22 protein-coding genes and 2 pseudogenes are annotated in these 22,997 nt (G+C 64.2%); 12 read left to right on the forward strand and 12 right to left on the reverse strand.

The features are described from left to right. Nucleotides 1-72: 72 nt before the first annotated feature. Entirely contained in the window at nt 73-486 is a 414-nt protein-coding gene (locus PCE31106_RS09260) for a c-type cytochrome (RefSeq protein ID WP_254440960.1), read from the reverse strand. Between the two features lie 25 nt (nt 487-511). Continuing rightward, entirely contained in the window at nt 512-877 is a 366-nt protein-coding gene (locus PCE31106_RS09265) for a c-type cytochrome (protein ID WP_017234928.1), read from the reverse strand. Nucleotides 878-1,158: 281 nt separating this feature from the next. On the opposite strand from PCE31106_RS09265, the gene PCE31106_RS09270 reads away from it, so the two are divergent. The 4 genes from PCE31106_RS09270 (at nt 1,159) to PCE31106_RS09285 (ending at nt 4,899) form a co-directional block, all read left to right on the forward strand. Next, nucleotides 1,159-2,001, forward strand: coding sequence for an AAA family ATPase (locus tag PCE31106_RS09270; protein ID WP_130025543.1), 843 nt, complete (start codon nt 1,159-1,161; stop codon nt 1,999-2,001). A gap of 13 nt (nt 2,002-2,014) precedes the next feature. Further along, nucleotides 2,015-3,190: a vWA domain-containing protein gene (locus PCE31106_RS09275; protein WP_150563072.1), complete on the forward strand. Its 1,176-nt coding sequence runs from the start codon at nt 2,015-2,017 to the stop codon at nt 3,188-3,190. Nucleotides 3,191-3,269: 79 nt separating this feature from the next. After that, nucleotides 3,270-4,466 (forward strand): benzoate/H(+) symporter BenE family transporter, encoded by a 1,197-nt coding sequence (locus PCE31106_RS09280; RefSeq protein ID WP_017234925.1) that lies wholly within the window; start codon nt 3,270-3,272, stop codon nt 4,464-4,466. A gap of 94 nt (nt 4,467-4,560) precedes the next feature. After that, nucleotides 4,561-4,899, forward strand: coding sequence for a DUF2322 family protein (locus PCE31106_RS09285; RefSeq protein WP_150551534.1), 339 nt, complete (start codon nt 4,561-4,563; stop codon nt 4,897-4,899). A 123-nt stretch (nt 4,900-5,022) separates the two neighbouring features. Here the strand turns inward: PCE31106_RS09285 and PCE31106_RS09290 are convergent, their stop codons facing one another. Continuing rightward, nucleotides 5,023-5,865: a class I SAM-dependent methyltransferase gene (locus tag PCE31106_RS09290; RefSeq protein WP_150551407.1), complete on the reverse strand. Its 843-nt coding sequence runs from the start codon at nt 5,863-5,865 to the stop codon at nt 5,023-5,025. Nucleotides 5,866-6,274: 409 nt separating this feature from the next. Between PCE31106_RS09290 and PCE31106_RS09295 the strand changes: the two genes are divergently transcribed. Next, entirely contained in the window at nt 6,275-6,955 is a 681-nt protein-coding gene (locus tag PCE31106_RS09295; protein WP_017234922.1) for a methyl-accepting chemotaxis protein, read from the forward strand. A gap of 103 nt (nt 6,956-7,058) precedes the next feature. Here PCE31106_RS09295 and PCE31106_RS09300 read toward each other — a convergent pair whose 3' ends face one another. The 4 genes from PCE31106_RS09300 to PCE31106_RS09315 all read right to left on the reverse strand — a co-directional run bounded on the left by PCE31106_RS09300 (nt 7,059) and on the right by PCE31106_RS09315 (nt 11,965). After that, a complete protein-coding gene (locus PCE31106_RS09300) occupies nt 7,059-7,571 on the reverse strand; it encodes a DNA-deoxyinosine glycosylase (RefSeq protein ID WP_150563073.1) in 513 nt (170 codons plus the stop codon). After that, on the reverse strand, nt 7,559-8,167 hold the full coding sequence (locus PCE31106_RS09305) for a chorismate--pyruvate lyase family protein (protein WP_017234920.1): 609 nt from the start codon (nt 8,165-8,167) through the stop codon (nt 7,559-7,561). The genes PCE31106_RS09300 and PCE31106_RS09305 overlap by 13 nt, the downstream gene beginning before the upstream one ends. 211 nt (nt 8,168-8,378) lie before the next feature. Further along, nucleotides 8,379-10,265, reverse strand: a complete 1,887-nt coding sequence (htpG, locus tag PCE31106_RS09310) for a molecular chaperone HtpG (protein ID WP_150563074.1) — start codon at nt 10,263-10,265, stop codon at nt 8,379-8,381. A gap of 254 nt (nt 10,266-10,519) precedes the next feature. After that, nucleotides 10,520-11,965 (reverse strand): aminotransferase-like domain-containing protein, encoded by a 1,446-nt coding sequence (locus tag PCE31106_RS09315; RefSeq protein ID WP_017234918.1) that lies wholly within the window; start codon nt 11,963-11,965, stop codon nt 10,520-10,522. A gap of 211 nt (nt 11,966-12,176) precedes the next feature. Here PCE31106_RS09315 and PCE31106_RS09320 point away from each other — a divergent pair, with 211 nt between their 5' ends. From PCE31106_RS09320 to PCE31106_RS09340, 5 genes are all read left to right on the forward strand, one after another. Then, entirely contained in the window at nt 12,177-12,530 is a 354-nt protein-coding gene (locus PCE31106_RS09320; RefSeq protein ID WP_017234917.1) for a DUF2917 domain-containing protein, read from the forward strand. Nucleotides 12,531-12,584: 54 nt separating this feature from the next. Further along, complete coding sequence (locus tag PCE31106_RS09325) at nt 12,585-13,271, forward strand: VOC family protein (RefSeq protein WP_150563075.1); 687 nt, start codon at nt 12,585-12,587, stop codon at nt 13,269-13,271. 73 nt (nt 13,272-13,344) lie between these two features. Continuing rightward, nucleotides 13,345-14,241 (forward strand): DMT family transporter, encoded by an 897-nt coding sequence (locus PCE31106_RS09330; RefSeq protein WP_150563076.1) that lies wholly within the window; start codon nt 13,345-13,347, stop codon nt 14,239-14,241. A 140-nt stretch (nt 14,242-14,381) separates the two neighbouring features. After that, nucleotides 14,382-15,572 carry an aminotransferase-like domain-containing protein gene (locus PCE31106_RS09335; RefSeq protein WP_017234915.1) on the forward strand — a complete coding sequence of 397 codons (1,191 nt, stop codon included), beginning with the start codon at nt 14,382-14,384 and terminating at the stop codon, nt 15,570-15,572. 132 nt (nt 15,573-15,704) lie between these two features. Next, nucleotides 15,705-16,160 carry a RidA family protein gene (locus PCE31106_RS09340; protein ID WP_150563077.1) on the forward strand — a complete coding sequence of 152 codons (456 nt, stop codon included), beginning with the start codon at nt 15,705-15,707 and terminating at the stop codon, nt 16,158-16,160. A gap of 130 nt (nt 16,161-16,290) precedes the next feature. On the opposite strand, the gene PCE31106_RS09345 is transcribed toward PCE31106_RS09340, so the two are convergent. Continuing rightward, nucleotides 16,291-17,082 carry an SDR family NAD(P)-dependent oxidoreductase gene (locus tag PCE31106_RS09345; protein WP_150563078.1) on the reverse strand — a complete coding sequence of 264 codons (792 nt, stop codon included), beginning with the start codon at nt 17,080-17,082 and terminating at the stop codon, nt 16,291-16,293. 35 nt (nt 17,083-17,117) lie between these two features. Further along, nucleotides 17,118-17,321, reverse strand: a pseudogene (locus tag PCE31106_RS09350) (SDR family oxidoreductase); the annotation flags it as partial. Nucleotide 17,322: 1 nt separating this feature from the next. Between PCE31106_RS09350 and PCE31106_RS09355 the strand changes: the two are divergent. After that, nucleotides 17,323-17,748, forward strand: a pseudogene (locus PCE31106_RS09355) (substrate binding domain-containing protein); the annotation flags it as partial. 94 nt (nt 17,749-17,842) lie between these two features. On the opposite strand, the gene PCE31106_RS09360 reads toward PCE31106_RS09355, so the two are convergent. Next, nucleotides 17,843-19,129, reverse strand: a complete 1,287-nt coding sequence (locus PCE31106_RS09360) for an MFS transporter (protein WP_254440961.1) — start codon at nt 19,127-19,129, stop codon at nt 17,843-17,845. Nucleotides 19,130-19,243: 114 nt separating this feature from the next. Here PCE31106_RS09360 and PCE31106_RS09365 point away from each other — a divergent pair, with 114 nt between their 5' ends. Continuing rightward, nucleotides 19,244-20,167, forward strand: a complete 924-nt coding sequence (locus PCE31106_RS09365; RefSeq protein WP_017234909.1) for a LysR substrate-binding domain-containing protein — start codon at nt 19,244-19,246, stop codon at nt 20,165-20,167. Nucleotides 20,168-20,186: 19 nt separating this feature from the next. Here PCE31106_RS09365 and PCE31106_RS09370 read toward each other — a convergent pair whose 3' ends face one another. Then, nucleotides 20,187-20,639 (reverse strand): CopD family protein, encoded by a 453-nt coding sequence (locus PCE31106_RS09370; RefSeq protein ID WP_017234908.1) that lies wholly within the window; start codon nt 20,637-20,639, stop codon nt 20,187-20,189. Nucleotides 20,640-20,651: 12 nt separating this feature from the next. After that, nucleotides 20,652-22,988, reverse strand: a complete 2,337-nt coding sequence (parC, locus tag PCE31106_RS09375; RefSeq protein WP_017234907.1) for a DNA topoisomerase IV subunit A — start codon at nt 22,986-22,988, stop codon at nt 20,652-20,654. Nucleotides 22,989-22,997 lie beyond the last annotated feature (9 nt).

Genomic DNA, 22,997 nt, shown 5'->3' on the forward strand with positions numbered 1-22,997 from the left:
ACTGACGACGACGGTCCCCCTGAGGGTCACCGTCGTGCCTGATGCCGATGCCGGATATTGCGGCCGGACCGCTTATTTCTTCGTGACGAGATCGCCGGGCAGCGATTCGACATAGGCCGAAATATCACGCAACTCCTGCGAGGTGAACGGACGCGGCTTGCCGTCCTTACCGACCGTGGCAGGATTGGACATGACCTGCGTCTTCATGATCGCGTTGCTGCGACCGTAAATCAGGCTGGTTTCGTTCTGATACGCCCGCAGCGCGTTATAAACGTAGTCTGCGTACTGACCGGCCAGCTTAGGATACTCGGGGCTGATCGGCGCGTTCAGATTGGCGCCGTGGCAGCTCACGCACATGCCTTTCTCGACGAGCGCGCGTCCATTGGCGACGTTGCCGGCGGCAAACGCCGAGCCGACCCCACCCGCGAGCAAGGCGCCGAGCGCCAGGGATGCCGCCGCGGCGGCCTTTACCATCGAATGCTTCATCGTGTTCTCCTCAGCCACGCACGTTTTACTTCTGGGGATTGACCGGCGTCGACGCCGTCTGCGCCGCGTAGTAGGCGGCAATGTCGACGATGTCCTGCTCGGTCAACGTGGCTGCGATGCCATGCATCGTCTGGAACTTGCGGTCGCCCTTGGCGTACTCCTTCAGGGCGTTTTCAAGGTACTTCGCATTCTGTCCGCCGAGCCGGGGCACGTGATAGACCTCGGGAAACGCGGTGCGATAGTCGGGAATGCCGTGGCAGCCAATACACATGGCGACCTTGTCCTTCGCCGCGTCGAGATTGGGCTTGAGATCGGCCGCATGCGCCGCGCCGAGCGACATGAACGACGTGCTGCCGAGCGCCAGCGCCATCATCGTGAGGAACTTTTTCATGGTCTTCTTGGGAACGTTTTTGGTTGGAATACCGGCCCGCAACACGCAGGGCGACGGCCCGACTCCAAGGCCACCGTCCTGTGAAAAAAGCAATCGATTGTAACCCACAGCCTTCGGTCCGCAAACTCGGGGCTGACCCGCACAGTTCTCCGAAGTTTTCCCGCAAGCCTTTGATGTCACAGCCAATTTCCACTGCCCGAGCGCGCCGTATGCGCAATGTCTTATACTGAACTTTTTCCCTGCCCGGCCGGTAGGCCGGCTGTTTGCGGACGGCTCAGACAATGCGCTTCGAAGGCTCTTCCCAGTACGTCGCGACCGACGACCTCAAGCTCGCCGTGAACGCGGCGGCCACGCTGCAACGACCGCTGCTCATCAAGGGCGAACCCGGCACCGGCAAGACGATGCTCGCGGAGGAAGTCGCCGCCGCGCTCGACATGCCGCTGCTGCAATGGCACGTGAAGTCCACCACCAAGGCCCAGCAAGGCCTTTACGAATACGACGCCGTCTCGCGACTGCGCGATTCGCAGCTGGGCGACGAGCGGGTGCGCGATATCGCCAACTACATCGTCAAGGGCGTGCTCTGGCAGGCCTTCGAGGCCGACCAGCCCGTCGTGCTTCTGATCGACGAAATCGACAAGGCCGACATCGAATTCCCCAACGATCTGCTGCGCGAACTCGACCGCATGGAGTTCTATGTGTACGAGACGCGCCAGCTCGTGAAGGCACGCCATCGCCCGCTGGTCATCATCACGTCGAACAACGAAAAGGAGCTGCCCGACGCTTTCCTGCGCCGATGCTTCTTCCACTACATCAAGTTCCCCGAGCCGTCGACGATGCAGTCGATCATCGACGTGCATTTCCCGAACATTCGCCGCGAGCTGGTGAACGCCGCGATGGCGACCTTCTTCGAGGTACGCGATATTCCCGGACTCAAGAAGAAGCCGTCGACCTCGGAGCTGATCGACTGGCTCAAGCTGCTGATGGCCGAGGAGATCGGCCCGGAAGCACTGCGCAGCGCCGACAACAAGCTCGCAATTCCGCCACTGGCCGGCGCCCTGCTCAAGAACGAACAGGACATGCACCTGTTCGAGCGCCTCGTTTTCATGAATCGCGCCAATCGGTAAGCGCGCCGCCGTCATGCTGATCGACTTCTTCTATACCTTGCGCGCGGCGAAGCTGCCGGTCTCGGTCAAGGAATACCTGACGCTGCTCGAAGCGCTGCAGCGTCAGGTCATCGCGCCCTCGCTCGACGAGTTCTACTATCTGGCGCGTCTATCGCTCATCAAGGACGAGAAGCACTACGACAAGTTCGATCAGGCCTTCGGTGCGTACTTCAAAGGCGTGCAACACATCGTCGACGCCTCGGGCGAGGTGCCGCTCGAATGGCTCAAGAAGCGCATGCAACGCGAATTGTCGCCCGAAGACAAGGCGCGCATTCAGGCGTTGGGCGGGATCGACAAGCTCATGGAGCGCCTGAAGCAACTGTTCGACGAGCAGAAAGGCCGCCACGAAGGCGGCAACAAGTGGATCGGCACCGGCGGCACCTCGCCGTTCGGCAATGGCGGCTTCAACCCCGAAGGCATCCGCATCGGCGGCGAGAGCAACGGCAATCGCACGGCGGTGAAGGTGTGGGACCAGCGCACTTACCGCGACTACGATGACGCCGTCGAACTCGGCACGCGCAACATCAAGGTGGCGTTGCGGCGTCTGCGCAAGTTCGCGCGCGAGGGCGCCGCGGAGGAGCTGGACCTCGACGACACCATTCGCTCGACGGCGGCCAACGCGGGCTGGCTCGACCTGAAGCTCGTGCCGGAGCGTCATAACAACGTGAAGGTATTGATGCTGCTCGACGTGGGCGGTTCGATGGACGACCACATCGCGCGTACCGAAGAGCTGTTCTCCGCGGCGAAGTCCGAATTCAAGCATCTCGAGTTCTACTACTTCCACAACTGCGTCTACGACTACCTGTGGCGGCAGAACCGACGCCGCCACAACGAACGCTTCGACACATGGGACGTGCTGCGCAAATACCCGCCCGACTACAAACTGATCTTCGTGGGCGACGCGACGATGAGTCCGTACGAAGTGCTGCAGGCGGGCGGCTCGGTCGAGTACAACAACGCGGAAGCCGGGGCGGTGTGGCTACGCCGCTTCATCGACCGCTACCCGCGTCACGCCTGGCTCAATCCGGAGCCCGAGGCGATATGGCAATATCGCCAGTCGATCTCGGTCATTCGTCAGCTATTCGCGGGCCGCATGTATCCGATCACGCTCGCCGGACTGGAGTCGGCCATGCGCGCGCTGAGCAAGTAAGGCTCGCCGCCCGGCGTCGCAGGGCGCGGCAAGGCAACGCACCAACAACGTAACAAGAACCCAGAGACCGCTTCCCATCATGACGTCCAGCACGACTCCCCTGCCACCGCTCCGGCCGTTGGCGGACACGTCGCCGTCGGCCATCGTCGCCGGCTTCGTTGCCATGATGACGGGCTACACCAGCTCGCTCGTCCTGATGTTCCAGGCCGGACAGGCCGCCCATCTCACCCCCGCGCAGATTTCGTCGTGGATCTGGGCGCTCTCCATCGGCATGGGCGTGACGACCATCGGGCTATCGCTGCGCTATCGCACGCCGGTGGTCGTGGCGTGGTCCACGCCGGGCGCCGCGCTACTGATTACTTCGCTACCGGGCGTGCCCTATGGCGAGGCCATCGGCGCGTTCATCGTCTGCAATGCCCTCATCGCCCTGTGTGGGCTGACCGGGGGCTTCGAGACGATCATGCGCCGCGTACCGCCAGCGCTGGCGTCTGCGCTGCTCGCGGGGATCCTGTTTCGCATCGGGCTGGAGATCTTCGTCGCGGCGCAGCACCAGACGGCGCTCGTGCTTGCGATGTTCTTCACGTATCTCGTCGTCAAACGGTTTGCGTCGCGTTACGCCATTCTGCTGGCGCTGATCGTAGGCACTTCGGTCGCGGGCGGCGCAGGCTTGCTCGATTTCAGCCACTTCCACATCGCGCTTGCGAAGCCCGTGTGGACTACGCCCTCGTTCTCGCTGTCGGCCACGATCAGCATCGCGATCCCGTTGTTCGTGGTGGCGATGGCCTCGCAAAATGTGCCCGGGCTCGCCGTGCTGCGTGCCGACGGTTACACCGTGCCGGCCTCTCCCCTCATTTCGACGACGGGGATCGCCTCGGTGCTGCTCGCGCCGTTCGGCTCGCACGGTATCCATCTGGCGGCCATCACGGCAGCCATCTGCACCGGACGCGAAGCCCACGAGGACCCGGCCAAGCGTTACACGGCCGCCGTATGGTCCGGCGCGTTCTATCTGATCGCGGGCACGTTCGGGGCGACCATCGCCGCCTTGTTCGCGGCGTTTCCGAAGGCCCTCGTGGTCTCGATTGCCGCGCTCGCCCTGTTCGGCTCGATCATGAACGGCCTGGCCAACGCCATGCACGACATGCGCCAGCGCGAAGCGGCGCTCATCACGTTCATGGTGACGGCGTCGGGCCTGACGCTGTTGTCCATCGGCTCGGCGTTCTGGGGCCTGATCGCAGGCGTGCTGACGCTGACGATCCTGCAATGGCGGCGCCCGTGAGCGTTGTGTGAAGCGGCGCGGGCCGGAGTGATACCATTCGGCCCGCAACATTTTTCGAACGCAACGTAACCGCAGGAGCCGCACCCCCATGGCAATGATCGAACCGACCCCGGTCTTCAAGGACAACCTCGCACAGATGGCCGCCGTCGGCAGCATCGAGGGCATCGCGCGCATTGCGCTACGCGACGGCACGGGCGCAGTCGTGGCGACCATCGAGAACGCACCGGGCAAGCAAGGCTCGCTCGCCGTGTACCACTATCTGAAGCAGGCCTTTGGCACGCTTGACGCCAAAGCGGCCGAGCACGGGCTGGCGGTCTTCGGCGAACACACGGCGGATGCGCGCAATCGTCCGGGCGCGCACCCGAACGTCGACCGCCTGCTGGCGATCGTGGCCGGCGGCGAGACGCTGAGCATCGAGGAAGTCGCAGCCTGAGAAGGCCACGTCCGTCGCACCCAATGAAAAGCCAGCCTCGCGGCTGGCTTTTTTTACATCCCCGACAGGCATCGCCGCGCCGAGATGCGCAGAGGTGCGCCGAAATGCGCCGACGCTCTGACGTCAGATCGTCAGCACCGGACCACCGTCGCCGTTGGCCGAGCGAAGCTGCTTGACCCAACGCTTGGCCGGCAGGCCCGTGGCGGCTTCCACCACCTTCGCGCGGGCTTCCACATCCTTCCACTCCACCGAGAGCAGCGGACCGTTGAAGGCCAGCACGATCACGTTGCCGTCGTGCACTTCAGGGAATTCGATCACGCGATTATCGAAAGCTTGACGCAGGCGACGGATGTTCTTCGGATAGCTGTCGTGATCGCCGAACAGATTCGTCGTCAGCATGCCGGGTGCGCTCAGCGTGGCGCGGCAGGCCTTGTAGAACGCGGGCGTGTCATGCACCGGGCCACGTGCGGTCGCGTCGTAGAGATCGACTTGCAACACGTCGACCGTGCCATGTCTCGCCGGGTCGGTGACGAAATCCCAGGCATCCGCTTCCAGCACCTTCAATCGGCGCGAGTCATCGGGCAGGCTGAACATGGTGCGCGCCGCCACGACCACGGCCGGGTTCAGCTCCACGGCGGTGACCTGTGTACGCGGGAACTGGCGATGCGAGAACTTGGTAAGCGACCCAGTGCCGAGACCCAGTTGCACCACGTGCTTGGGCGCACGCATGAACAGCAGCCACGCCATCATCTGTTGCGCGTATTCCAGCTCGATCCGGTCAGGCTTGGACAGACGCATTGCCCCTTGCACCCACGGGGTGCCGAAGTGCAGGTAACGCACGCCACCCATTTCGGAAAACGTCACCGGCGCGAAACGCGGCTTGTACGCGGGACGGGGGGAACGGGCGGTGCGCTCGTCGCTGACGAACGCTTCGGCTTCGATGGATTTGCGTTTGATGAGGGTCATGTGTCCTTCAATGAAACTCGGGAGATTCCGATGGGAACGCATTGTACCGGGTTCGCTTCCCGCCCCGTCGAGACGCCGCAACGCACGCGTCGCGATGACGCATCCGGCACAAGATCAGTGCCCCGGGCAGGATCCGCCGCACCATTTCGCTGCGCCCCGACGCCCAGGGCCGCTGCAATGAGCGATGGCATGGATATTGCAGAAGACACGCACAGGCCAACGGCGGCCTGAAAACAAACTGGCAAGTCGCGATGACATGCTCCGAAAAGGAGCGTCCCGGGCAATGGCGCCCCGAAGCGAGATGACCACGCACCGGGCAACCGGTTCGCAGGCATCTCGCTTCGGGGCGCTTTTGCTTTGCCGCTCAGCACGGCGCGCCTCTGCGTCGACACTCTCTGTAAGGCATGGCATGAACGCTTTTTCTACGCAATCAACCGAGGCCGAAGTGTCCGCCGAAACCCTCGGCACATTGATCAACCTCTCCGGCAGGCAGCGCATGCTGTCGCAACGGATCATCCTTCAGTTGTTGCTCGCTTCGCGTGGGGACACGGCCGCGCTCGATATCGCACGTCAATGTCTGTCGATGTTCGAGTCGGCGCATTCGGATCTCGCGACGGGCAATGAGCGTTTCCCTGGCGCGTTCTCCAGCGCCTTGCAGCAGCTTTATTTCGGCAGTCCGCGCGCCGACGCACGTATCCGTGATTTCATCGCCCAGGTCAGCGCCGTGATAGACGCCCCTTTGGCGGACACCCATCGGCAAGCGTCATCCCTCGATGCGCTGGTCGCACAGGCCACCCCGCTACTTGACCTGCTACAGACTGTTACGCAGGCCTATCAGGAGGAAATGCACCGTTGCGAAGTTGCCGTGCGCAAACGCCAGACCGACCTCGTGGAGCGCCTCAGCGGTATTTCGATGCAAGCCAACATCGTTGCGCTCAATGCGCGCATCTCGGCGGCTCGGGCGGGAGAGCATGGCAGGGAGTTCGCGGTGATCACGCAGGTGCTTGCAGACATCATCAAGGAGATGGATCAGTTGATCCGCAACGTCGTCGGCTCGAACGACAAGTCCAAAGGTTCAGCCAGGGTTTGATGCACCGACACCCGTGGATCGCTACGAATCGCGCCTCGCACAGTTGCGTGCAGCCACGCGCGGGCATGACCGAGCTACCCCGGACGCGCCGCTCGACAGGCCGTCACGCGGTCAATGCCTGCCACATGCGCAGCTTTTCTGCGTAGGCCAATGTGTAGGCCGGGCTGCTGGAGGGAAGCATCACGGTCCGGTACCGCTGCGCATGATGCGCCAGCACTTTCATGCCCAACCGGGCCGCCGTGCCGCCGTTGAATGCAACCACCTCGATACCTGGCAGTGTCTCGATGAGCCCCATCAGGTCGTTGCCCGTATGGTCGCGGATATTGCTGTCGAGACTGCCCTTGCGCCGGGCCTCGGCCACCACATCCCACAACCCGATGCGATGGGCGAGCAGCGCCTGCAGCTTCGCATCGTAGGAGAGCGACGGCAGGTCGACGCGGATCGTATCGCCCACCAGATGCCAGAAGCGATTCTGTGGATGCGCGTAATACTGCTGATGCGCGAGCGAGACGTCGCCGGGCAGGCTGCCGAGAATCAGCACGCGCGTTTGCGCGTCCACCACCGGCGGAAAGTTGCGTTTGCGCTCAGGGATGAGGTTCGTCGTCATGACACGCATCCGTCGTGAGCCAGCGCACCGTGCGTCGCTTCCAAACGCCGCCAGAAACGCGGCAGAAACGCTTCGGTGACAAGCAACGGCGCGCCTCGGCGTACGAAGACCGACCGACGCGCCCACAACCGCGCGCGTGGATTCGCACCGACGAGCGGGTCGCGCGCATCATGACGCGCACGGCCGTGCAACAGATGACGCGGCGCAAGCGGGCACGACACCAGCATGGACCGCGTGACGGTGGGATCGTGATAGAGCAGATCGGCCAGCGGTCGCGTACGCAAGCGACGCATAGCCTGCCAGATCGAGCGGCTATAGGCGAGCGGCGTGACGCTGTGCGCCACGACCACTGGCTCGCCGTCGACCAGCAGGATGACATCGCGGGCCCACATCGGCGTGCGCAATGGCACACCGATGGCGCGGCATTGGTCCGCGTCGGCGGGCATCACTCGCTCCGCCACGACGCGCACGCTCACGCGCCCCAGGGTCGACAGATGACGCGTGAGCGCGCCGCCCCGGGTAAGCCAATCTTTATGACGACGCGAAAGCGCCGGCGCCGGGACAGCCTGCCAGCGCCGCCCCCCCACATCAAATCGGAAAGTCATGGCTCGGCATTATAAAGGCGCAAGGCGACGACGCACCGCCCACACGTCGCGCAGCGGCGGCATTGGAGCCGGTCTGCGGACACCGGTCCGACACCCTTGATCCGCCGCCCCGTAACGCTCGCACCCAAAAACAAAAGGCCCCCGCGACATATCGACGCGGGGGCCCATCGGCAACGCCATGGTCAGCGCTGCGCGGTCTGCACTGGCGCGCTCACTGCGCGGCGAGCAGCAACGCGTTCGTACGCTTCACATACGCCGCCGGATCTTCCAGGCTGCCGCCTTCGGCCAGCAGCGCCTGATCGAACAGCAGTTGCGCCCAGTCCGCCAGATCGGCACGCTCTGCCGTCAGACGCTGGATCAACGCATGCTCCGGGTTGATTTCGAGAATCGGACGGAATTCCGGCATCTTCTGCCCCGCCGCCTTCATCAAGCGCTGGAGCGTGCCGCTCATGTCGTTCTCATCCGACACCAGGCACGACGGCGAATCGGTCAGACGGAACGTCACACGCACGTCCTTGGCCTTGTCGCCGAGCACTTCCTTCATTTTCTCGATGAGCGGCTTGAGGTCGCCGCTGGTCTTCTCCTGGGCGGCCTTTTCCCCCGCATCTTCCAGCGCGCCCAGATCCAGGTCGCCACGCGCCACGCTCACGAGCGCCTTGCCGTCGAAGTCGTGCACGTACGAGAGCATCCACTCGTCGACGCGATCGGTCAGCAGCAATACTTCCACGCCCTTCTTGCGGAACACTTCCAGGTGCGGACTATGGCTTGCCGCCACCCAGCTCTCGGCCGTGACGTAGTAAATCTTGTCCTGACCGTCCTTCATACGGCTGACGTAGTCGGCCAGCGACACGTTCTGCTCGGCCGAGTCGTTGTGCGTGCTCGCGAAGCGTAGCAGCTTGGCAATGCGCTCGCGGTTCGCCTGATCCTCGCCGGTACCTTCCTTGAGCACCTGCCCGAACGCGCCCCAGAACTGCGTGTACTTGTCCTTTTGGTTCTCGGCCAGATCTTCCAGCAGTCCCAACACACGCTTTGCGCAGCCTTCGCGGATCGCCTTCACATCGCGGCTTTCCTGCAGGATTTCACGCGACACATTGAGCGGCAGATCGGCGGAGTCGACCACCCCGCGCACGAAGCGCAGGTAGTTCGGCAGCAGTTGTTCCGCGTCGTCCATGATGAACACACGCTTGACGTACAACTTCAGCCCGCCCTGCGAATTGCGATCCCATAGATCGTATGGCGCATGGCCCGGCACGTACAGCAGTTGCGTATATTCGCTGCGTCCTTCGACGCGGTTGTGCGTCCATGCCAGCGGCGCCTGCATATCGTGCGCGATGTGCTGATAGAACTGCGTGTACTGCTCGTCCGTGATCTCGCTCTTGCTGCGGGTCCACAGCGCGCTCGCCTGGTTGACGGTCTCGTCGGACTCGGCGGGCACCATCGCCTGCTTTTCTTCGTCCCATGTTTCGCCGCGCATGACGATCGGCAGCGAGATGTGATCCGAATACTTGCGAATGATCGACTGAAGTTGCCACGACGAGAGCAGTTCGTCTTCGCCGTCGCGCAGATGCAACGTGATGGCGGTGCCGCGCGGGGCGCGCTCGATGGTCTCGACCGTGAAGTCGCCCTCGCCCGCCGACGACCAGCGCACGCCCTCCGAAGCCGGCAGCCCGGCTCGGCGAGACTCGACCGTCATGCGATCGGCCACGATGAAGCCCGAGTAGAAGCCCACGCCGAACTGGCCGATGAGAGCGGCGTCCTTCTGCTGATCGCCCGACAGGCGCGAGAAGAACTCCTTGGTGCCGGACTTGGCGATCGTGCCGAGATGCGCGATGGCTTCCTCGCGGCTCATGCCGATGCCGTTGTCCTCGATGGTGACGGTGCGGGCGTCCTTGTCGAACGACACGCGAATCTTGAGTTCCGGATCCTGCTCGTACAGCGCGGCGTCGTTGATCGCCTCGAAGCGCAGCTTGTCGGCGGCATCCGAAGCGTTGGAGATCAGTTCGCGCAGGAAGATTTCCTTGTTGCTGTACAGCGAATGAATCATCAGTTGCAGAAGCTGTTTGACTTCTGCCTGAAAGCTCATGGTGTCTTGCGCCATGGTCGGGAATCCTCGTGAATCGGTGAGATGGATGGAATATCGACACTGACCGCCGGCCGGCGCACTTGCGCGCGCGCTGCCGGAGCGGCGGTACCCGATGAAAATAGGGACGGCGGGCCGGCATTTCAAGGCCGGCAGAAGGGTTATTTCGCGGCAGCTTGCGCGACGATACGGGAAATTACGGCAAAACCTGGCGAAGCGCCGTGCCAGTGAGACGGTCGAACCGCCACCATCGGGCTCGCGCCCACGCCCACTCAGGCGGCCAGTTCGAGCTGCCGCGAGAGGAAGGTCAGCATGGCGGGATCGCTGGAACAGGCGATATTCATGCGCATCCAGGTACTCGGCGCCTGACGCGGCGAGAACAACGCCCCCGGCGCGAACAGGAAGCCCGCTTCGTGCCCCGCGGCGGCAACCGCGCTGGTATCGACGCCGGTGTCGACCCAGAAAAACATGCCCGACGTCGGTTCGCCGAACATGCGCAGGCCAATGCGCTCCAGACGCCGGCGCGTGGTGTCGCGCACCTCGTCGAGACGCGTACGCAAGCGCTCTACGTGACGCCGGTAATGCCCCTCGGTCAGCGCCTTGTAGACGATCCGCTCGTTGATCTCCGGCGTCGTCGAGCCAGACAGCATCTTGTGATCGACGAAGGTCTTCGCCAGCGCCGGCGAACACGCCACGAACGCCACCCGCAGGTTCGCGGCGAGCGTCTTCGAGAAGCTGCCCATGTAGATCACGCGCTTGAGCTGATCGAGACTCGCCAGTCGCGCCACCGGCTGGTGCGACGGGCACAGGTCGCAGTAGATGTCGTCTTCGAGCACCATGAAGTCGTACTGCTCGGCCAGACGCAGGATCTGGAAGGCGCGCGCCGCCGTCAGCGACGTTCCGGTCGGATTCTGCAGGATCGAATTGAGGATCAGCAACTTGGGCCGATGCTGCTGCACCAGGCGCTCCAGCGCCGGCATGTCGAGTCCGTCCGGGGTGTACGGCACGCCAATGGTGTGGGCGCCTTGCGACGCGATGCGGCCGAACATGACAAACCACGCCGGGTCTCCCACCAGCACCGTATCGCCCGCGCGCACGTACAGACGCAGCAGAAAGTCCACCGCCTGCGTAATGCCCGATGTCAACACGATCTGCTCGGGGCGCGCGCCGATTTCGAGTTCCGCGAGTTGTGTCTGAAGTTGCACGCGCAGCGGCAGGAAGCCATGCGGGTTACCGCTTTGGAGCAGATGCGCGCTCGACTGACGGCTCATCGAGCGCATGGCGGACGTCATCATGTCGGCATCGAGCCAGCTCGGCGGCAGATAGCCCATGCCCGGACCGCGCTCCGGCGCGACCGAGTGAAGCATGCTGCGCACGAGCCAGGCCACGTCGATCGGCCCCTGCGCGAGCATCGGCGCCGCCGCGTTCTGCGCGGGCATCACAGGCCGCTCGCGCACGTAAAAACCCGAGCCGCGCCGCGCCTCGAGATAGCCCTGCGCGACCAGCCGCTCGTACGCCTCGACGACGGAAAAGCGCGACACACGCTTGTCTTCCGCCAGCGAGCGAATCGACGGCATGCGCATGCCGGGCAGGAAGACTCGTTCCTCGATGCGCAGGCTCGCCCAATGCACGAGCTGATCGACAAGCGTCATGCGCGACGTGTCGAGCGCGGCGTTGTCGGCCAGCACCAGCGGGGAAATGGGGGTCGTTGTCGTCATCGTCTATCCACCTGGGCAAAGCTGACCGCCGCTTCGCGGTCAAAGTGTCTGCTGCGCGTCGGCCCGGTATTGCGGGGATTGTCCATCGGTCGCCACTCTACGCGCGCCAAATTCTCTGTCAATCCTTAACTGTACCGAAGATTACTTTGCCATCTGTACCGGTACTGTACCGGAGTTAACCGTTAAAGTGTCCTCTCAACTGGAGACCGCCATGCGTGAAATCCGACTCTTCGAACTGGACCGGGAACAGACCGTCTTCTGGCAGGCCCCGGCTGCCGACCTGCCGCAATCGCTTCAAGTGCTGCAAGGTGTCCTGTGGCTGACCGTGGAAGGTGAGCCCGCCGACCATTGGCTGCACGCCGGCGAGAGTTTTGAGATTCGGGCCGGTCAGCGCGTGTGGCTGGGCACATGGCAAGACGGCGTGCGTCTGCGCGTGAGCCATCCCGCGGCCACACTCACCGCGTCTGCCGGCAAGCGCCTCGTGCGCGCCGGGTGGCGACTGGCGTGGCGCGATCTCGCCGTGCGCATGGCCAATCGGACGATGACGCGACTCTCGCGTGGATGACCCGACGAAGGAACGAGGCGGAGTAAGCTATCGATTTTGCCGCCCGAACCCGCCATGACCGCACCCCAAGCCCTGAAACTGGATCATCTCGTCGTTGCCGCGCAAACGCTGGAGGCGGGCGAAGCCCATGTCATCGAGCAGCTCGGCCTCACCGAGCTCGTACCGCAGCGCGGCGGCAAGCACGCCCGCATGGGCACGCACAACAGTTTGCTGGGACTCTGGGGTGGCGCTTACCTAGAGATCATCGCCATCGACCCGGAAGCCCCGCCGCCAGACCGGCCGCGCTGGTTCGGCCTCGACGACGAGGCCGTTCAGGCGCGCCTCGAGCGCGGCCCCTACCTCGCGCACTGGGTGGCGCGCGTGGAGCGGCCGCGCTCGCTGCCACGCTGGCAGGCGCAGTATCCGCAGCGGTTGGCGCCAGTCATGGCGATGCAGCGCGGCGCGCTGTCGTGGCGGATCGGCGTGCCCGACGACGGCAGTCTGCCCGCTTGGCAAGGCGCCGGACAAGGTCTGCTGCCGACGCTGATCCAATGGGATTCGGCGCAGCACCCGAGCGATGCGCTGCCGAGCGCCGATTGTGCCGTTACCGCGTTGCGCGGCTTCCATCCACAGGCGGCGGCGATCCAGGCGCAATTGCAGTGGCTTGGGGCCGACGCACTCGTCAACGTCGAAGCCACGCTGGTCGAGCCGTCGCTCACCGCCGAAATCGAGACCCCCGACGGGCCGCGCACGTTGCGCTAGGCCCGCCGCACCGAACGCCCGGCACACCGCATGACGGGCGGATGACGCAGAACCAGACATACGAGGCGACACCATGAATTCGCGTGAATCCCGGGGCATGCTGATCGGACTGATCGGTGTGCTGATCTTCAGCCTGACGTTGCCGATGACACGCATTGTCGTCGCGGAAGTCAACCCGTTGCTCAATGGGCTGGGGCGCGCGCTGGTCGCATCCGTGTTCGCGGGCGCCCTGCTCTGGTGGCGTCGCGAGGCGTGGCCCACGCCACGTCAGATCAAGAGTCTCGCCATCACCTCGTTGGGCGTGATCATTGCGTTCCCGGTGTTTTCCGCATGGGCGATGAAGACGATTCCCGCGTCGCACGGCGCGGTCGTCAACGGCTTGCAGCCGTTCTGTGTCGCGATCTACGCCTATTGGCTCGGCGGCGAACGTCCGTCGCGCGGGTTCTGGGGCTGTGCCCTCGCCGGCAGCGTGCTGGTGATGGCCTTCGCGCTGCGCGCCGGGGGCGGCAGTCTGCATGCGGCCGATGGGCTGATGCTGCTGGCGGTGGTCATCGGTGCGCTCGGCTATGCCGAGGGCGGCAAGCTCGCCCGCGAGATGGGCGGGTGGCAGGTGATCTGTTGGGCGCTCGTGGTGTCGGCGCCAGTGCTGGTGCTGCCGGTGGGCTGGCTGGCGTGGCATCAGCCGTGGCCGGTCAGCGGCAAGGCATGGGGTGCGTTCGCCTACGTGACGCTCTTCTCGCAGTTCATCGGCTTCTTCGCGTGGTATGCGGGTCTGGCCATGGGCGGCATCGCACGCGTGGGCCAAGTACAATTGCTTCAGATTTTCTTTACGATTGCGCTGTCCGCCCTCTTTTTCGGCGAACACGTCGACACGGCAACGTGGCTCTTCGCCGCGGGCGTCGTCCTGACGATCGCACTCGGCAAGCACATGAAGATCGGCGCCTCGCGACTCACGGGCAAACCGGTCTGAAGGCACGTCGCGGCGCATGCGATCCCTGCCCCGCGACGCGTCTCCCCCAGGCGTTTGCGCCAGCCCCCACGCGCTCGGCACGCGCAACGCCCGATATCAGCGGCCGGTCGATCCGGCCGCCCTCTCAAAGCGAGACCCTCATGCATGATTGGCAATATTCCGAACGTGCCCGCCATCTGACCAGCTCGGCGATTCGCGAAATCCTCAAGGTCACGGAACGCCCGGACGTCATTTCGTTCGCCGGCGGCCTGCCGTCGCCCGCGACCTTCCCCATCGAGCGCATGCGCGCGGCCGCCGAGCGCGTACTGACCGACTCGCCGCAGGCCGCACTGCAATACAGCGCCACCGAAGGGTTCGCTCCGCTGCGCGAATGGATCGCGAAGCGCTACTCGCGCGACGGCCTGACGCTCGCGCCCGAGAACGTGCTGATCACCACCGGGTCGCAGCAGGGCCTGGACCTGATCGGCAAGATCTTCATCGACGAAGGCAGCCGCGTGCTGGTCGAAGCGCCGAGCTATCTGGGCGCGCTGCAATCGTTCTCGCTGTTCGCTCCGACGTATGTGCCGGTGCCGACCGACGACCACGGTCTGCTGCCCGAGGCGCTCACGCCCGAGCAAACGAAGGGTGCGCGCTTCCTGTATGCCATGCCGAACTTCCAGAACCCGACCGGACGCCGCCTGCCGATGGCGCGCCGCGAAGCGCTGGCCGCCGTTGCCAAGCGCGACGGCCTGGCGATCATCGAAGACGATCCGTATGGCGAACTCGACTATGAAGGCCAGCGCCTGCCGAGCCTCATGTCGCTCGCCCCGGCGCATGTGCTTTACATGGGATCGTTCTCGAAGGTGCTCGCGCCGGGGCTGCGCCTCGGCTTCATCATCGGCCCACAGGCAGTGATCGCCAAGCTGGTGCAGGCCAAACAGGCCGCCGACCTGCACACACCGAGTCTCACGCAGCGCATTGCCTACGAGGTCGTGAAAGACGGCTTCCTGGACACGCACATCCCGTCGATCCGCACGCTCTACGCCGCGCAGGCGAAGGCGATGCTCGCGTCACTGGCTAAGCACATGCCGACGGGCACCACCTGGACCCCACCGGCCGGCGGCATGTTCATTTGGTTGACATTGCCCGCCGGCATCGACACCATGCAGTTGCTGGATAAAGCGATTGCGCAGAATGTCGCCTTCGTGCCCGGCGCGCCGTTCTATGTCGGCACGCCGCCCTCGAATACGCTGCGGCTGTCGTTCGTCACCGTGCCGCCCGAGAAAATCGAGGTAGGCGTTGCGCGCCTCGGGGCGCTCGTCGCCGAAGCGCTCGCGCGGCGCGCGGCCTGATCCGTTTGTCGCCCCTGCCGGCCTGAAGCGATTCAGGCCGGTCGCCGACGGACGCGGTCATCGGCCCACTTTCAACCCACCTGTCGGGCCGATGTCTCGGTCCGGCCCAACGTATCTGCAAGGAAGCCGTACATGTCCGTCTACGACAAACTGAAGCAACTGGGTATTGAACTGCCGACCGCTGGCGCGCCCGCCGCCGCCTACGTGATGAGTGCGCAGACCGGCAACACCGTGTTCCTCTCGGGCCACCTGCCCAAGAAAGACGGCAAGATCTGGACGGGCAAGCTCGGCCAGGACGTGAGCGTCGACGAAGGCAAAGCCGCGGCACGCGCCGTGGCCATCGAACTGATCGCCACGCTGCACGCGCACACGGGTGACCTGAACAAGGTCAAGCGTGTCGTGAAGCTGATGAGCCTCGTCAACTCGACGCAGGACTTCACCGATCAGCACCTGGTGACGAACGGCGCGTCGGAACTGATCGCGGAAGTCTTCGGCGATGCCGGCAAGCACGCGCGTTCGGCCTTCGGCGTCGCACAGATCCCGCTGGGCGCCTGCGTCGAGATCGAGCTGATCGCCGAACTCGCCTGACGCTCGGCACATGGCGTTGTGATGGGAGGCGTGCCGCCTTACGGCCGTCTCCCTCCTCTAACTACAACCACCCCCGTCGACCCTTCATCGAGCCAGCACTGGGCAGCGCCGGCCCAACGCTCGTGTGGGTCTAGAAGGCGCTCTTGATCACGCCCCCATCGGCTCGCAACGCGGCGCCTGTCGTCGCCGACGACAGCGGACTGGCGACGTATGCCACGAGGGACGCAATTTCCTGCGGCGAACCGAATCGCTTGATGAGCGATGTGGGACGTACGGTTTCGAAGAATTCCTTTTCGAACGCTTCGAACGATTTGCCGTCGGCCTTTGCGAGCGTCTCCACGAATTCCCCCACGCCCCGCGATTTGGTCGGCCCCGGCAGCACGCTATTGACGGTAATGCCCGTGCCGGCAACCGCTTCCGCGAGCCCACGCGAGACCGCAAGCTGCGCGGTCTTCGTCATCCCGTAGTGGATCATTTCAGCGGGAATCTGTACGGCGCTTTCGCTTGAAATGAAAATAATGCGCCCCCAGTTGGCCTGCCGCATCGCCGGCAGGAACAGACGCGCCAAACGCACACCACTCAGCACATTGACGTCGAAGAAACGCTGCCAGTCCTCGTCGGGAATGGCTTCAAACGGCTTGGGCTCGAAGATGCCCAGGTTATTGACCAGAATCTCCACGTTCGGAAAGCGCCGCGCGAGTTCGTCCGCTGACGCAGCCGTACTGAGATCCCCCGCAAATCCGTACACCTCGCCGCCGGTGTCCGCTTTGAGTTGCGCAACGACGTCGTCGACCGATGACTGGGCGCGACCATTGACGATCACGCGCGCGCCTTCCTGCGCCAGTGTGCTGGCAATGGCGAGACCGATGCCGGCCGTGCTTCCGCTGACCAGCGCGAGTTTGCCCTTCAATTGCAGGTCCATGAGTGATTTCCTTTTCAGTGAATGCATTGAGATGGCGACGCGTCGGTGTCGTTCATGTCGCGATGCATCTCCGTGTCCACGGCGCCGGGCAACACGGCGTTGACGCGCACACCCTGCGCACCGTACTCGGCGGCAAGCGCCTGCGTCAACCCGTTCAGCCCGACCTTGCTCGCCGCGTAGGCTGCCGTACCGGGAAACGCGAACGAGTAACCCACGAATGTCGACGTGAAGATGATCGACCGCGACGGACATCCAACCGTGCCGGCGGACCTGATCACGCATCGCTGTATCGGGTACACGTATGCGGCCACCGGCGACGAGTGGCAACTGATCGACGGTGGCGGCAACACCCACGCCGTGCGGGTCGACTGCCACATGCATACCAATAACGGCGATACGGCGCGCGCGGCGGCGTTGGCCGGACAAGGCATCATCTGGCAACCCACGTTCCTGATCGGCAACGATCTGCGTGCGGGCAAGCTCGTTCAGGTGCTGCCCGACTATCGTCTGCCTGAAATCGACATACTCGCCATGTACCCGAGCCGCCGACACCTCAGCGCGCGCGTGCGCGTCATGATCGACTTCCTGGTCGGTGCGTTCGGCGGTGTGCCCCCATGGGATCGGGGTGACGGAAACGAGGTGGGCATCGCGCCGGCGACGCCTTGATCGCGCGTCACGCGCCTATGTTCGGCGTGCTCGGACGTTCCGGTTCAGGGACCGGGGAATCGTTCTGCGCGTTGGCGCGCGTTGCCGGTAACGATCAGCGCGGCTTGCCGCTGCCGTAAGCGCGTCGCATGGCTATCGCGACAGCAAGCGATATCACAACCGCCACCGCCAGCAGAGCAATCACGCCGTGCCAGCCGTGCGACTTGAGCATGACGCCTGAGTAGCTGCCGAGCACGCTGGAGCCCATGTAGTAGAAAAACAGATATAGGGCCGAGGCGATCGCCCGCCCTTCGGTCGCGCGGCGCCCCACCCAACTGCTGGCGACGGTGTGCGCCCCAAAGAAGCCGAACGTAAAGATCGCGAGACCGATTACCACGCCCAGCACTTGCGACGCCAGCAGGGTCACCAGTCCCACGAACGCCAACGCCACCAGCACCCACAGCAGTCGGGGACGTCCCACGCGGTCCGACAGCGGTCCCGCGATGAACGAGCCAATCACGCCGATCAGATACATCGCAAAGATCGCCCCAATGGCGGCGTGCGGCAGATGGAACGGCGGCGCCGACAGGTGAAAGCCCAGATAGTTGTAGACGCTCACGAAGCTGCCCATCATCAGGCCGGCGAACAGGTACAGGCCGAGCAGCGCCGGATCACCGAGGTGCCGCCGCGCATGTCCGATCGCTTCGCGCACCGTCATGTCGCGCGGCGAAAAACGACGCGAATGCGGCAGGCTGCGGGCGAACTCCAGCCCCATCGCCAGACAGACCAGCCCGATCACCGCCACCGACACGCGCCAGGAGAACAGGTCGGCAATCAACGCGGACAGCACGCGTCCGGCCATGCCACCGAGAATGTTCCCGCCAATGTAGAGCCCCATCGACATTCCAAGCGAGCGCTGATCGATTTCCTCGCTCAGGTATGCCATTGCGATGGCGGGCAGTCCGGAGAGCGCCAAGCCCTTGAGGGCGCCAAGGATGACGATCGTCTCGAAGTTGGTAGAGAACGCACTCGCAAGCGTGAGCACCGACGAACTGAGCAGCGCCATGGTCATCATGCGCTTGCGGCTCACACGATCTGCGGCGACACAGGTCACGAGCAGACCCAGCGCCATCATCATCGTGGCTGCCGAGACCGACCAACTCGCCTGTGCCGGTGTGATGCCGAACGTCGTGGTCAGCAGCGGCAACAGCGACTGCATGCAGTACAGCTGGGCAAACGTCGAGAACCCGCCGAAAAAGAGGGCCCGGCTGATGACGGCATATTCACGAGTGCCGCGCGCGACACCCGCCGGAAGCTTCGATGCCGGCGTACCGACGCCTGCGGCGGCGCCATTGGGAAGAGAAAGGGAGTTGGTTGATGCCATGACGCTGGAGCGACTCACGCGAGTCTTGGGGGGAAATATATACACCGAATGATAGGTTTGCCGTTACCCCACGTCCAATATATATTTACGCGATATATCCATATATAAAACAGATCAATCGAGGACTGAAGCATGGAACTGCGTCATCTGCGCTACTTCGTGGCCGTCGCTGAAGCGTTGCATTTCAGCCGTGCGGCGCAGAAGCTCAATATCGGCCAGCCGCCGCTCTCGATGCAGATCCGTGCGTTGGAGGACGAACTGGGCGTGGCGCTCTTCGAGCGCGCACAGCGACGCGTTTTCCTGACCACCGCCGGGCGGGCGTTCCTCGTGCGGGCGCGTCAGATCCTCGCCGACGCGGAAGCCGCTCGTCAGGAGGTGCAACAGATTGCGGGACTCGACGCCGGGGAATTGCGCATCGCGTTCACGACGTCCGCACCGATGACGAATCTGATGAAACGGGTCCTCACCGGCTATCGCCTGCGATATCCGCGCGTGACGCTGACGTTGATCGAATCGCCTTCGGAGCGGCAACGGGACGCGCTCACCGAGCGCACGCTGGACATTGGCCTGGTGCGTCAGGCGGACGACGCGCCGCCAATCGCGGGGCTCAGTTTCGAGACATTGATCGACGAAGCGCTGGTTGTGGTCTTGCACCAGGGTCATGCGCTGTCAGGGCGCGCAAGCTTGTCCATGGCCGACCTCGCCCATGAGGCGTTCATCATGCATCCGCACGATGTGGGCACGGCGATCGATGGAAAAATACGGCGGATGTGCGAGCGGGCTGGTTTTTCGCCGCGCGTCGTACAGGAAGCACGCGAGTCGACCACCATCGTGGCACTCGCGGCGAGCGGGCTGGGCGTGGCGATACTCCCGGCCGCCGTGCGATGCATCCAGATCGAGGGCGCATGCTTCATGGACCTTAGCGAGCCCGACGCGCACACGCCCCTGCTGCTGGCCAAGCGTCGCGACGACGCGAGCCCATTGGTGCAGGCGTTCGTCGCGATTTGCCGCGAAGTGGCGGGCCGCCTTCATGAGACGACGCCGCCTGGCGCATGAGGTCCCGCGAGGCCCGCAATCAGCCGCGCAGCGACGCTGCCAGACCGATGACGACGACGCCCAATACAAGATTCAGGATCACGAGCCGCCGGATCCCATTGACCGCGGCAGCGCCGTCCGGCCACGACTGCGCCTGCACCGCGCGTTGCAGACGCGGAAACAGCGCAAAGCGAATGTGACCGAAGACGAGCATCATCACCACGCCAATGCCGGCCATCGCATGCACGGGCCAACGGGCGTGCATGCCGCCCATCCCGAGCATCATGTGTCCGCCCGACAGCAGGATCAGAACGATGGCCACGCCGACCCAGGTGAAAAAGCGCGAGAGCGCCGCCTCCCATAACGGCAGACGTTGCTGCGGCGACAATTCGGAGGACGCCGGACGCAGGCAGGCGAGCGCAAAGAACATCCCCCCGATCCAGACCGCCACACTCACCAGATGCAAGAACAAACTCAAGGCATAAACGTTCATGCGTGACTCCCGTCAGGATGCCGAAGGGGCGGCCGGCAGTACCGGCTCGAGCGAACGCGGCTTGAACGTCGCGAACTTGACTGCGGGCGCACGTCCCTTGCGGGCGCGCTTGCCGATGTTCGGGGCGAGCGACGGCCCAGAGAGCGTCTCGGCCTGAAGCTTGCCTCCGCGCACTTCGCCATACACGGTAACGCCCGCTTCGCCGATCGGCACGACCGACACCAGCGTCTGCTTGTCATCGAGACCGATCAGCGTGACACCGCGTCCGCCGCCCGTGAGCGACTTCATTTCGTCCATGCCGAACACGAGCAGACGACCGTCGCTCGACAGGCACGCCACCGCGCTGGCACCCTGCCAAATTGGCGTGGGGGCCAGCGGTGCCGCACCTTCGTCGATGGTCATGAACGACTTGCCGGCCTTCACTCGGCTGACCATATCGCCCAGCTTCGTCGTAAAACCGAAGCCCGTCGACGTTGCCAGCAGCAGCGGTTGCTCGCCCGACGCCGCGTAGTAATGCAGCAAGCGCGAGCCCGACTCCAGTTCGATCAACGACGTGAGCGGTACGCCGTCGCCCCGCCCGCCCGGCAATAGCGCCACAGCCACCGAATAGACGCGGCCATTACTGCCCCACGCGATCAGCGGATCCACGGTGCGGCATTCGAACGCGCCATACAGCGCGTCGCCCTGCTTGAATGAGAAGCCTTGTGCATCGAGGCCATGGCCCTTGAGCGCGCGCACCCACCCCTTGGCGGACACCACGACCGTTACCGGCTCGTCGACCACACGCGCTTCGGCCACGGCTCGCTTCTCTTCCTGAATCAGCGTGCGGCGATCGTCACCGAACTGCTTCGCGTCGGTTTCGATTTCCTTGATGATCAAACGCTTCATCGTGCTGTCGTTGGCGAGCAATTCTTCGAGCTTCGCCTTCTCGTCACGCAACGACGCCAGCTCCTGCTCGATCTTGATCGCTTCCAGACGCGCCAGCTGACGCAGACGGATTTCCAGAATGTCTTCCGCCTGACGCTCGCTCAACCCGAACGCGCTCATCAGCGCGGCTTTCGGCTCGTCGGACTCGCGAATGATGCGGATGACTTCGTCGATATTCAGGAAGACGATCATCCGGCCTTCGAGGATGTGAATCCGGTCGTCGACCTTGCCCAGACGGTGGCGCGAACGACGTGTGACCGTCTCGAAGCGGAATCCGATCCACTCGGACAGAATGTCGCGCAGCGACTTCTGCGTCGGGCGGCCGTCGGCGCCGACCATCACGAGGTTGACCGACGCGCTCGACTCAAGGCTGGTGTGCGCGAGCAGCATCGTGATGAATTCCTGCTGGTCGATGCGGCTCGACTTCGGCTCGAACACCAGTCGCACGGGGGCGTCCTTGCCCGATTCGTCGCGCACCGCGTCGAGCATGCCGAGCATCGACTGCTTGAGATTCTGCTGCTCGGGCGTGAGCGTCTTCTTGCCGAGCTTGACCTTTGGGTTGGTGATTTCCTCGATTTCCTCGAGCACCTTCTGACCCGACGTGTTCGGCGGCAGCTCATAGACCACCGCCTGCCACTGACCTCGCGCCATCTCTTCGATCTTCCAGCGCGCGCGCATCTTGAGGCTGCCACGGCCGCTTTCGTAGGCCGCGCGAATTTCCGCCGCACTCGAAATCAACTGGCCGCCGCCCGGGAAGTCCGGTCCCTGCACGAGCGTCATCAATTCGGCGTCGTCGAGCTTCGGGTTGCGAATCAGGGCAACCGCCGCCGACGCAACTTCGCGCAGATTGTGCGACGGAATTTCCGTCGCGAGCCCCACGGCAATCCCCGACGCCCCGTTGAGCAGCACGAACGGCAGGCGCGCCGGCAATAGTCGCGGCTCCTGCGTCGAGCCGTCGTAGTTCGGCACGAAGTCCACAGTGCCCGCGTCAATCTCGTCGAGCAACAGCTTCGCGATCGGCGTCAGACGCGCTTCGGTGTAACGCATGGCCGCCGCGCCGTCACCGTCGCGCGAGCCGAAATTACCCTGACCGTCGATGAGCGGATAGCGCATGGAGAAGTCCTGCGCGAGACGCACCAGCGCGTCATAGGCGGACTGGTCGCCGTGCGGGTGAAACTTGCCGAGCACATCGCCGACCACGCGCGCCGACTTCACCGGCTTGGCGTCGGCCGCGAGGCCCATTTCATTCATTGCAAACAGAATCCGGCGCTGCACCGGCTTCTGGCCGTCGCACACATCCGGCAGTGCACGGCCTTTGACAACACTGATCGCATAGTCCAGATAGGCACGCTCGGCATATGCGCCGAGCGTCAGCGTGTCGTCATCCGACGGTTGCGTAAAGAGATCTTCTACTTGTTCCATAAAACCTAT

It is taken from the genome of Pandoraea cepalis, assembly GCF_902459665.1.
Taxonomy (GTDB): Bacteria; Pseudomonadota; Gammaproteobacteria; order Burkholderiales; family Burkholderiaceae; genus Pandoraea; species Pandoraea cepalis.

What these genes read in the sequence shown, in the direction of transcription:
- PCE31106_RS09260 (WP_254440960.1), bottom strand. Translation starts at nt 486, where the DNA reads ATGAAGCATTCGATGGTAAAGGCCGCCGCGGCGGCATCCCTGGCGCTC.
- PCE31106_RS09265 (WP_017234928.1), bottom strand. Translation starts at nt 877, where the DNA reads ATGAAAAAGTTCCTCACGATGATGGCGCTGGCGCTCGGCAGCACGTCG.
- PCE31106_RS09270 (WP_130025543.1), top strand. Translation starts at nt 1,159, where the DNA reads ATGCGCTTCGAAGGCTCTTCCCAGTACGTCGCGACCGACGACCTCAAG.
- PCE31106_RS09275 (WP_150563072.1), top strand. Translation starts at nt 2,015, where the DNA reads ATGCTGATCGACTTCTTCTATACCTTGCGCGCGGCGAAGCTGCCGGTC.
- PCE31106_RS09280 (WP_017234925.1), top strand. Translation starts at nt 3,270, where the DNA reads ATGACGTCCAGCACGACTCCCCTGCCACCGCTCCGGCCGTTGGCGGAC.
- PCE31106_RS09285 (WP_150551534.1), top strand. Translation starts at nt 4,561, where the DNA reads ATGATCGAACCGACCCCGGTCTTCAAGGACAACCTCGCACAGATGGCC.
- PCE31106_RS09290 (WP_150551407.1), bottom strand. Translation starts at nt 5,865, where the DNA reads ATGACCCTCATCAAACGCAAATCCATCGAAGCCGAAGCGTTCGTCAGC.
- PCE31106_RS09295 (WP_017234922.1), top strand. Translation starts at nt 6,275, where the DNA reads ATGAACGCTTTTTCTACGCAATCAACCGAGGCCGAAGTGTCCGCCGAA.
- PCE31106_RS09300 (WP_150563073.1), bottom strand. Translation starts at nt 7,571, where the DNA reads ATGCGTGTCATGACGACGAACCTCATCCCTGAGCGCAAACGCAACTTT.
- PCE31106_RS09305 (WP_017234920.1), bottom strand. Translation starts at nt 8,167, where the DNA reads ATGACTTTCCGATTTGATGTGGGGGGGCGGCGCTGGCAGGCTGTCCCG.
- htpG (WP_150563074.1), bottom strand. Translation starts at nt 10,265, where the DNA reads ATGGCGCAAGACACCATGAGCTTTCAGGCAGAAGTCAAACAGCTTCTG.
- PCE31106_RS09315 (WP_017234918.1), bottom strand. Translation starts at nt 11,965, where the DNA reads ATGACGACAACGACCCCCATTTCCCCGCTGGTGCTGGCCGACAACGCC.
- PCE31106_RS09320 (WP_017234917.1), top strand. Translation starts at nt 12,177, where the DNA reads ATGCGTGAAATCCGACTCTTCGAACTGGACCGGGAACAGACCGTCTTC.
- PCE31106_RS09325 (WP_150563075.1), top strand. Translation starts at nt 12,585, where the DNA reads ATGACCGCACCCCAAGCCCTGAAACTGGATCATCTCGTCGTTGCCGCG.
- PCE31106_RS09330 (WP_150563076.1), top strand. Translation starts at nt 13,345, where the DNA reads ATGAATTCGCGTGAATCCCGGGGCATGCTGATCGGACTGATCGGTGTG.
- PCE31106_RS09335 (WP_017234915.1), top strand. Translation starts at nt 14,382, where the DNA reads ATGCATGATTGGCAATATTCCGAACGTGCCCGCCATCTGACCAGCTCG.
- PCE31106_RS09340 (WP_150563077.1), top strand. Translation starts at nt 15,705, where the DNA reads ATGTCCGTCTACGACAAACTGAAGCAACTGGGTATTGAACTGCCGACC.
- PCE31106_RS09345 (WP_150563078.1), bottom strand. Translation starts at nt 17,082, where the DNA reads ATGGACCTGCAATTGAAGGGCAAACTCGCGCTGGTCAGCGGAAGCACG.
- PCE31106_RS09365 (WP_017234909.1), top strand. Translation starts at nt 19,244, where the DNA reads ATGGAACTGCGTCATCTGCGCTACTTCGTGGCCGTCGCTGAAGCGTTG.
- PCE31106_RS09370 (WP_017234908.1), bottom strand. Translation starts at nt 20,639, where the DNA reads ATGAACGTTTATGCCTTGAGTTTGTTCTTGCATCTGGTGAGTGTGGCG.
- parC (WP_017234907.1), bottom strand. Translation starts at nt 22,988, where the DNA reads ATGGAACAAGTAGAAGATCTCTTTACGCAACCGTCGGATGACGACACG.